This is a genomic window from Proteus sp. G4415 (assembly GCF_963896075.1).
Classification (GTDB): Bacteria; Pseudomonadota; Gammaproteobacteria; order Enterobacterales; family Enterobacteriaceae; genus Proteus; species Proteus mirabilis.
The window spans coordinates 39,609-48,494 of sequence record NZ_CAWQOK010000064.1 but is presented as its reverse complement, the minus strand read 5'-3'; the positions used below and the strand labels follow the sequence as shown (position 1 = coordinate 48,494).

The 8,886-nt window shown below is 37.7% G+C and carries 6 protein-coding genes and 2 pseudogenes; 6 read left to right on the top strand and 2 right to left on the bottom strand.

Annotated features, from left to right (window positions below; genetic code table 11):
• Nucleotides 1-98 precede the first annotated feature (98 nt).
• Entirely contained in the window at nt 99-650 is a 552-nt protein-coding gene (locus AACU95_RS07185; protein ID WP_049211887.1) for a recombinase family protein, read from the top strand.
• 306 nt (nt 651-956) lie between these two features.
• Complete coding sequence (locus tag AACU95_RS07180; protein WP_049211884.1) at nt 957-1,922, top strand: hypothetical protein; 966 nt, start codon at nt 957-959, stop codon at nt 1,920-1,922.
• A gap of 195 nt (nt 1,923-2,117) precedes the next feature.
• Here AACU95_RS07180 and AACU95_RS07175 read toward each other — a convergent pair whose 3' ends face one another.
• Both AACU95_RS07175 and AACU95_RS07170 read right to left on the bottom strand, forming a co-directional pair.
• Nucleotides 2,118-4,196 (bottom strand): UvrD-helicase domain-containing protein, encoded by a 2,079-nt coding sequence (locus AACU95_RS07175; RefSeq protein ID WP_049211882.1) that lies wholly within the window; start codon nt 4,194-4,196, stop codon nt 2,118-2,120.
• Nucleotides 4,186-6,210: an ATP-dependent nuclease gene (locus AACU95_RS07170; protein ID WP_161737210.1), complete on the bottom strand. Its 2,025-nt coding sequence runs from the start codon at nt 6,208-6,210 to the stop codon at nt 4,186-4,188. Before AACU95_RS07170 ends, AACU95_RS07175 begins: the two co-directional genes overlap by 11 nt.
• Before the next feature lie 528 nt (nt 6,211-6,738).
• On the opposite strand from AACU95_RS07170, the pseudogene pilL2 reads away from it, so the two are divergent.
• The 4 genes and pseudogenes from pilL2 (at nt 6,739) to AACU95_RS07150 (ending at nt 8,883) form a co-directional block, all read left to right on the top strand.
• Nucleotides 6,739-7,291: pseudogene (pilL2, locus tag AACU95_RS07165) on the top strand (PFGI-1 class ICE element type IV pilus protein PilL2).
• On the top strand, nt 7,288-7,992 hold the full coding sequence (locus AACU95_RS07160; protein ID WP_141191994.1) for a TIGR03759 family integrating conjugative element protein: 705 nt from the start codon (nt 7,288-7,290) through the stop codon (nt 7,990-7,992). The pseudogene pilL2 and the gene AACU95_RS07160 overlap by 4 nt, the downstream one beginning before the upstream one ends.
• Nucleotides 7,993-8,007: 15 nt before the next feature.
• Nucleotides 8,008-8,268, top strand: a pseudogene (locus tag AACU95_RS07155) (TIGR03747 family integrating conjugative element membrane protein); the annotation flags it as partial.
• Nucleotides 8,269-8,316: 48 nt separating this feature from the next.
• On the top strand, nt 8,317-8,883 hold the full coding sequence (locus AACU95_RS07150; protein ID WP_223293427.1) for a hypothetical protein: 567 nt from the start codon (nt 8,317-8,319) through the stop codon (nt 8,881-8,883).
• The last annotated feature ends 3 nt before the right edge of the window (nt 8,884-8,886 follow it).

Sequence of the window (8,886 nt, the reverse complement as noted above, 5' to 3'; positions counted from 1 at the left end):
TTTCGGACACTTAAAAATAATATGAAAAGAGTGTCTATTTATTCGATATTTTCAATTAATAGACACTTGTTGTCTGATAATGACTTAGGAGACATATTTTGCGCCTATTTGGTTATGCAAGGGTATCTACTAGCCAGCAATCTCTCGATACTCAAAAGAAAGCATTGATTGATGCCGGAGTGGCAAAGCATCGCTTATTTAGCGATAAAGGATCAGGAAGTCACATTAATCGTGATGGATTGCAGTTACTCAAAATTAAAGTTGAATGCGGTGATATTATTCTTGTGAAAAAACTCGACCGTCTCGGACGAGATACTGCGGATATGATTCAGTTGATAAAAGAATTCGATTCAATGGGTGTAGCTGTTCGATTTTTGGATGATGGTATAAGTACAGAAGGAACAATGGGAAAAATGGTGGTCACCATTTTATCCGCGGTGGCAGAAGCAGAAAGACAAAGAATTTTGGAACGAACAAATGAGGGCAGGCAAGAAGCTTTGCTCAAAGGGGTAAAATTTGGACGCAAGCGTTCAGTGGATCGCGAAAGAATTATTGAGCTAAAACGAAGTGGGTGGGGAGGAACCGCAATAGCCAAAGAAATGAAAGTAGCTCGTTCTACGGTTTATAAGATCTTGAATGAAGAAATATAAATGTAGTATATGAGTACTGAGGTAGCAGTAATGTAAAAATAAATCTAATCTAACAGACTGCTATGTGCCAATTGCAGACGTTGTTGCACTGCAAAAATATCTTGACCGGATCAAGGTATCGTCACCACTTGTTAGGTGGATTAATCCGTATTTATAACAAATACAATTCCCGGCTGTACCTATAAGCTGTTGTCAGTTATACAAAAGTGATGTAGTGTTCCACACACTAAATTTACAAACGTGGAAAAGTCCGTGTTTAGATACAGATTTTTCCGCTGAATAACCGCATATTTCCAAAGGTTTATCATGAGTAAGTGGCTATTAGACAGGCTATTTGAAGCCGGTGATCAGGCAGAGCCCCGGTTTGCGTTTCAGGGGACTGTAAATTGGATGAGGGCCCTTGCCGAAGTCGTTAACGGTGGCGCTTGTGCCGATGATAAACTAAATGATTTATATGCTCGGGTACAACGTAGACCTGTCAATCGTGAAGCTGATACGCTTGTGTTTGAGAACACAATGATGGCCTTACATAATCTGTCATCTTTGAAAAGTATGAATAAAGATGTCGAAGATAAATATGACATATGTCGTTCAGCTATTATTTCTTGGTATTACAGTATCTATTTTTCCGCTAGCGCGATGGTTGCAGCATCTTCTGGTTCTATTCAAGAGACACATACAGCCACAGCAAAAGTTTGGCAGTCAGATATCGCGGAAAAAGAACTTATCCCATATCCATTTAATCTTCTTCTAACTAGTTTAGTTTCAAACACTGCTGATGCCGAGATTGCTGCATATAGAGGTGCTAACCGTTTCGACCTGAATGTTAGAGCTTATGATAATGAAACTGCTCATGGTGCACTGGTTTCCTATCTAAAGGGGACTCATGGCTACAAAAAGTGGGAAACAGAAGAGAGGGTGAGAACTTCTCGTGATTTCAAGGCTCTTGGTGTTGACAACTTTCGCACGAAAGCTGCTCGCGAAGTTCGCGATCACGCACTAGAAAAAGGACAAGTTAATTTCCTTATTCAGGCATTTAGATACCGTGGTAAAGCGAACTATCGTGACTCTATATTTTTATCCTACGGTGACAACAACGAAGCTACTATAGAAAAATTTATCCAAGATTTGTATGACGTCGCTATTGGCTTCATTAGGGCTACTTCGCATTATTGCAGTCGAAGAGTCGAGAGAGGTACGTGGGCTGAGTTTGTCGAGGATATTTCTGATAACTCAAGGTTGTCTATTGACTCTGTCGTGCTTGAAATATAACAAACAATTTAAGAATGGGTCAGCACGCTTGGCATTTTCAGTTTGGTTCAAATTTAGTGATTAAGGTATTCAAATTGAGTATGGTGAATACGTGCTTCACACTTTAATTGGGCGTTAATGCCCGCTCTTCGCTCAGAGCAGACTTGACAACTAGTAGATCTGTCTACTCAGTATTATGAACGGATATTAGTTATATCACAACCAATCACACTTACCTGTACTATCGACGATAGCCACTTTGCTCCATCCTTGTTTTTTCAATGCATCGACTTCCTTTTGATTTATTTCTCCATTCTTACTTTCGACATGGCTTTTTTTCATTGCCAAGCATAATAGATGTGAAGGGCGTGTCATAGCCACGTAATGGAGCTTTAATCTCTTTGCATCAGAATCAGAAATTTTATTTTTGGGTTTGCATTTTATCCATGGAAAAATCATTTTTAAATGATGTGATTTATTGAATGTATCTAACACCAAAGTTGCGGTATGTGTTTCGCCTTTTACGGAATGAATTGAACCTAACTTAATATTCACTTTCCGTCCGTTACTCTCTACAGTATATGTATTGTTCCGAGTGCCAATATGATTTGAAGAAGAATCTTCAGATAGTTGATAGCCTAGAAAAGGGTGGTCGCTCTGTGGAGCTACGCCAGATAACGAGGTAACTATGTCGATTATAATACCCTGCCATGAACTACTCCAATCAGCTTCCGAAGGGAAATTTCGGTCAACAGCAAAATAACTAATAAGTTTGAGGTAGTTATCGTAATTCGCATGGTCATCTTTTAGTAACTCCAAAATGAATCGATGATTTCTTTGTCTTGGCTTTGGATCGAATTGGCTTGATACCTCTTTAGCAAAGTTAATTATCCCCATAGAAATACGTTCAACTGTAGTGAGTGATTCACCTCCAGTTCCTTCGGCGGCAAACTTCTCTCCCAACCTATGACCAGCGTTGACATATTGCAAAAAAGTTTTAGGTTTTGGATCGTTACTAGCGATATCTGGATCGTATTTAGTGTAATAATGAGACAGATTGTGGGGTTTATTTTTTTCCGCCCCCTTTTTATTTCGGTGTACAGCTCCAACAGCGGTAAAAGTCAATCGATCCAATAATTCCTGCTCTTCATCAAATACTGAGAGCAAATACTGTCCGTAGGCTTTTAAAACAGCCTCTGTGCTATCTTTGTCAATTAGAAATATAGCGTGAGCTGTGTCTTTTGATGAACCGATCTTAGGTCCTTGGCCTGACAATCTCATTTTCCCTACCGATAAGGGAGAAGCTAAATTTGCTATTGATTGACTGAAGCGATGGCTATTTGGGAGATCATATTTAACGTTATCTGATGGAAATTTATCAGTTTTTGCTCCGTTAATTTCAACAGTAGAATTAAATATTTCTTGATCACTATCACCGAATCGCATTCTGCAGCTTGCTCCATCTCCTTCCATAAATATTCGATGAAGTGTAGATGATTGGATTTCGCTGTTATCTTGAACTTCATCGAAAAATACAAGAGGAAAGCGACCCCGGATATACTGTTTTACGGTAGGTAAAGAGTCGATAAGATCATTTGCCCACATAAACATTTCGTCGTATCGGTGATAACCTCTAGCAACTACACGCTCAACAAGATTTTTTAGTTGATCATAGGATGCTACAGGGTTTTTAAATATTGGCATTCCGCTTTTATCTACAACATTGAACGCTGGTGACGAGATAATCCATGGGTCAATGATATCTGAGATATTAACATCCCACTTTGAACTTCGTACCTTACGATTTAGCCATTTTTTCAGATCTGGGTGATCTTTCCAATTAAGACAACTAATTCTATGTCTTTTAACTATATCATCGTCAATAGCCTTAATTGGATACCCTTTAGATCTCAACCAAGGAAGAGCCATAAATTCATTAACAAATCCATGTATAGTTCCAATGTAATGTGGATATGACAAAAGTGCCTGGCCTACTTCCGTTCCTCCTAGGCGCTTTTCAATTTCTTCTTTCGCTACATTCGTATGCGATAGAATACACATGCCTTGACGTCTATAAGGCCAGTTACGTGCAAGTATCGCCAGTTTTGCAACAAGTAAAGTTGTTTTTCCACTACCGGGACAAGCCGATACATCCAATGTTTCGCCAAGGGATTTTAGTATTCGCTCTCTTGCACCACCATCTTTTTCTGGGGAAAAAGCATCATCGGGTAAACCTAATACTCTCACTACCCAAGCAATATCATCATCCGTAATCTTTGGTAGTTCAACTTTCATTAATCTTACTCCCTGAAACAATACGAAGATTCGATGTAACATAGTCTATTGCATCAACAATATAGCCCGGGAGCTTGGTTCTTAAATCATATGTTTTTTCAAGGGTTATCTTGTCCATGATAATTCCACACAAATACTGTGCTGCGATGGATTTTGAAGCTTTAGAGCCTGTGACATACATTGCATAGACTTTACTCGCTAACACTTCATTCTTGTCCCAACCTTTATCTGCTGCAAGTTTGTCAGCCTTTTTCTTTAAAGCTGTATATTTGGCTTGGGCCTTATTAATTTTTTCCTTAGCTGTTTTTTCAGAGTAATTATCCCCTTCATCCCATATAGCCAATTGAGCAGCAATATAGACCTCTTCAGCCAAAGCGTTGTCGTTTGCAAATGCTAAGTCATATTCTAGTGTCCACTCATCTGCTACAAATGACTTAACATTTTGCCCATGGGCCTTGGATTTAATCTTTTCCTTATGTTCATTTAATTTCGTCAATGTAAAATCCCGCTTAGCACGCCACTTTCTGTTCTCTCCGTCCCCTAATATTGTCCAATCACTATCGTCTTGGATGATCTTAGTAATATAGGGAGCACAGTTTGGCATAACGTCCAGATCGGTGACACAAGCAACAGGTACAGATTGTATTCCATCTTGATCAGGATTTTTTCTCATGAATATTTTAGCGTATCGTCGTAGCCCAACGCCTCCGACGTTGATCATAGAAACTCCATGTTCCGTAAAATCTTTCCCAATGCACTTGGCCAAAGTAGGGATCAAAATATTTTCTGCATCACCCTCTACAATCATGACACCACGGGCGAAAAATAGATTCGCTTTAGTTACATCTAGAAAACGTGAGAGGAATTTATAATCATTCGAATCAAGCTCAGTTTCACCATCAGCGGTAGAAAAAGCTTTGCCTGCTTGAATAATAACTAAATTATTGAGATTAACCTCAGATGCAAGATTGGGGCTATGAGTAGTTATTATTATTTGTGGTTTGTTTTCTTCATCTTTTTTTGTGTTAACTATCTTTTGAAGATATTGTATTAGCCTAAGTTGTCGCTGTGCATGCACATGAGCCTCAGGTTCCTCTATTAATAATAACGGAAAATGCTCTTGGTCATCGGCTAAAAGGATTAATTCGCATGCAATAAAAAGAATATTATTTGATCCTAGCCCCATTCGCCCAGGAGTATTATCCACATTGAGAGTTAGCTTCTCTAAAAGTTGCCTAAGCCTCTGAGAATCAGAGCCATTTTGACTAACTGATATCGAGCTTTTTAGTGAGTCTCCATGAAGTTGTAGTTTCTCTAAATGATTATTAACTTTTGACTTTCCATTCTCAATATGAGGGTGATGTTCAATCAGCTTATTGAATAAGTCACCCAGTCCTAATAGCCCCAGTTTTTTAATGTCATCATAACTAAATGTTTCCGCATCAAACAACTGGCCCATTTCTGCTCCATCGAGTGAATTTAGAACCATCGAAAGCCTAGAATTACGACCAGAGGAAAGCTCTCGCTCAGCATCACGAAGAGGCCTTAGATATGTTGCAGCAAGCAATGAACGGCAGTTGTTATCCATATTTGGTCCCTCTCCATTCTTACCAGATCGAATCTCTGTGGAGATATATGGCCTTCCTGCCCTAGTTCCGATACGCTTTGCTGTAAGTGTAAGGTGAAGTGTAGGTTCATCATCCTTATTAATTCCGTAGGTTAAGTATTCAACGAACCCTAACTTATCGCTGGATGTTAAGTTTTTAAATGTACCAGATATTTTAATTTCACTTGATTCTGAGCTATCTTCACTTGTCTTGTGGAAGTCATCATCACTAAATCGAAGCCATTCTTGATCGGTTGTTCCGAGAAGAAATCTCAGAGCATCAATTACTGCTGTCTTGCCAGAGTCATTTTCACCCACAAGGGCTGTTAGCCCTTCACGAAATTTAACTGTAATACCGTCAGAACCAAATGATCTAAAATTGGTAATGGTTAACTCGGTTAGGTACACGATAATTGTCCTTAATTTTTAATTACCAGAGGTTTGTTTTGGGCCGACTGCTAATTTTTCTTAGGCTATCAAACAATTTTAAGATTGTCCTCTTTTCGAATATAGCAATCGTTCGTTATTTTGAGCTTGATCCAAAAATTAGGTTTATCATCAATATAAGTTATATAATTAGTAGTAGCATTTATATAGTTCCAGATACTTTTATCTTGTGATTTTCTAACTTTTATTTTCATTCAAACAACTAATTTCAGGTATTAGTTGGGGCATGACGTAGTGGTATAGTTAATATAGGAAACAACCCTTTATAATCAATAGGAAAAATAATACTCCTCAGTTATTAGGGGAATAGTTAGGAATAAGTTATTTATTATTTAATACCCATTTAAAGTTAGAGTGTGATATATCCCGAATAGATTAAGAAAGCTAGCTAAAATAAATAAGCTTAATTATCACTTCTCAAAAACACTTCCTCATTGCCCCTTAACCAACAATCCATCAAAGTTGGACTCTTTGTAACAGAGAGTCCTTATGAACAAACCCATTTCCTTTATAATCTGTTTCACTACCTTATTTATAACGGCTTGTACTCCGAAAGAAAAACTTCAGCAACTTGAAACTGAACCTCGCTCGATCATTCTCAATAAAAACATTCAAATAGCACAGCCCGATCTCTATCTAACAACACCAAAAGTTGTGCGTTATGATCGCTATCTATTGATAAATACATCTCCAACGTTGGCTCAAAGTGACCCGATCGAACAAATAATTGATGTTCATATCCCAACTTCTCAACAATCCTCTGTTAGTGATGCAATGCGTTATATTTTACAACCGTCGGGATATTCTTTATGTAAGACAACGTCGTCTAATCAAGTACTCTATAACCAAAAACTTCCTGTTGTACATCATCAATTAGGGCCTATGCGTTTAAAGCAGGCTTTAAATATTGGCAGGTGTTGCATGGCAACTTGAGATTGATGCAGTACAACGAATAATTTGTCATTCATTGCGAGAAGGTTACCAATTACCGACAGAAATACTCACAAACTCAACATTATCAGCGGATAGGATGTTTCAATGAAAATTCAATCTATATTGAATTCTCAATTTTTAGTCTCATTGGGGATTAGCGTGTTGACAGTGTCAACAGAAGGAATGGCGGATCAAAGTCAACATCAAGTTTTAAAAACAGAGCAACAGGCATTAGAACAATCACTAATCACTGAAAATGCTCAAGAATGGAAATTAACAGAGAAAGAATGGCAACGTTATGAAATGCTAAAAAAGGGGAAACGAGGGCTGTTTTCACCAAATTTAGATCCCTTAACTTTATTAGGTATTGAAGCTCGTACTTATGAGGAGCGACGTTATTTTGCTGAATTAGTGGTGAGGCAAGAATTTCAGCGTGTTGAAGCAGAATTAGCCTTTCAGCGAGAGGTGAATCAAGCATGGCTTCGTCTTTATCCTGAAATTTTACCAATTCAAAATGAAATGAGAGAAAGTCGTCAGGCTTTATTTGTAAAAGAAAATTGTTCTATTTGTGAGGCAAAACTCGCTCAGCTTATCAAACTAAATCAACCTATTGATATCTATTTAGTGGGAAGTGGGGGGAAAGATGGTGTGATACGAAATTGGGCTAAAAAACATCATATTCCTATCGAAAAGGTAAAAAATCGCCATATCACATTAAACCATGATAACGGGATATGGCTAAAGCATGGCAATGGAATAATGCCTGTTGTTTTACAACAAGGAACGCAAGGATGGCAAAGAGTCGATTAGTTTTTTTATTTATCTCCATTGTTTATCTTGGTGATAATAGTCGCCGTTGTTGATGGTTTGGTCAGACGTGATTTACGTCGATATGGTGCAGCTTATGAATCTAGTTTTGTTTATCATCATGCTAAGCGAATAATCAAGCCCGCAATTTATATCCTCTGTGTATTGTATTTGTCATTGCCATTTGCAGTTTATCCGAATTTCTTGTTGTTGCCTTCTATCTTTTTGATAGGGATAGCTATTTCTGTGACAATAGGGTGTTTTAAAAAGTATTTGTAGGGATTATTCCTTTTTATTAATTAAGATTAAGATGCGATGGAGTTGCTGATGCCTGAGTTAACAATACGAGAGTGTGGTGAGGAGGCAATTAGATTAACTAATGAGTTATTTCAACAGTCTGAGCAATCTTTTATGGCATATTTATTAAATGAATCAGACTTAGCATGGTGTATTGCAAGTACTAGAAATTTTCCGCCAGAGAGGCAACTTCCTTGGGATCACGCAGGACAAACATTTCAAAATGATAATGGATTTAGCTTTTGTTTTAAGTTTTTAGATATGCAAAATAGGCCTGCTGGAGCCTGCATTTGTGAATATTGCTCTGATAATGTATTGAATATTGAAATGATTCAGAACTTTCAAATTAAACCATCTATTCTTGATGGAAATACGCTTAAGTTTATGCTTTATACCATAGTGTTTTTTCTGTTACTGACACAAGGGACGGGTGTACGGCTCATGTTTCCTATAAATGAAAATGTTGCAACATACTATGTTGAAAAACATGGTTTTCAGGATTTAACTGGTGATGGTTCAAAAGAAATACTTTACCGCTCAGCAGAAGATTTATTAAATTGGTTTGAGCAAAATAACCGCTCAGTTGATAGTGAGTGATTT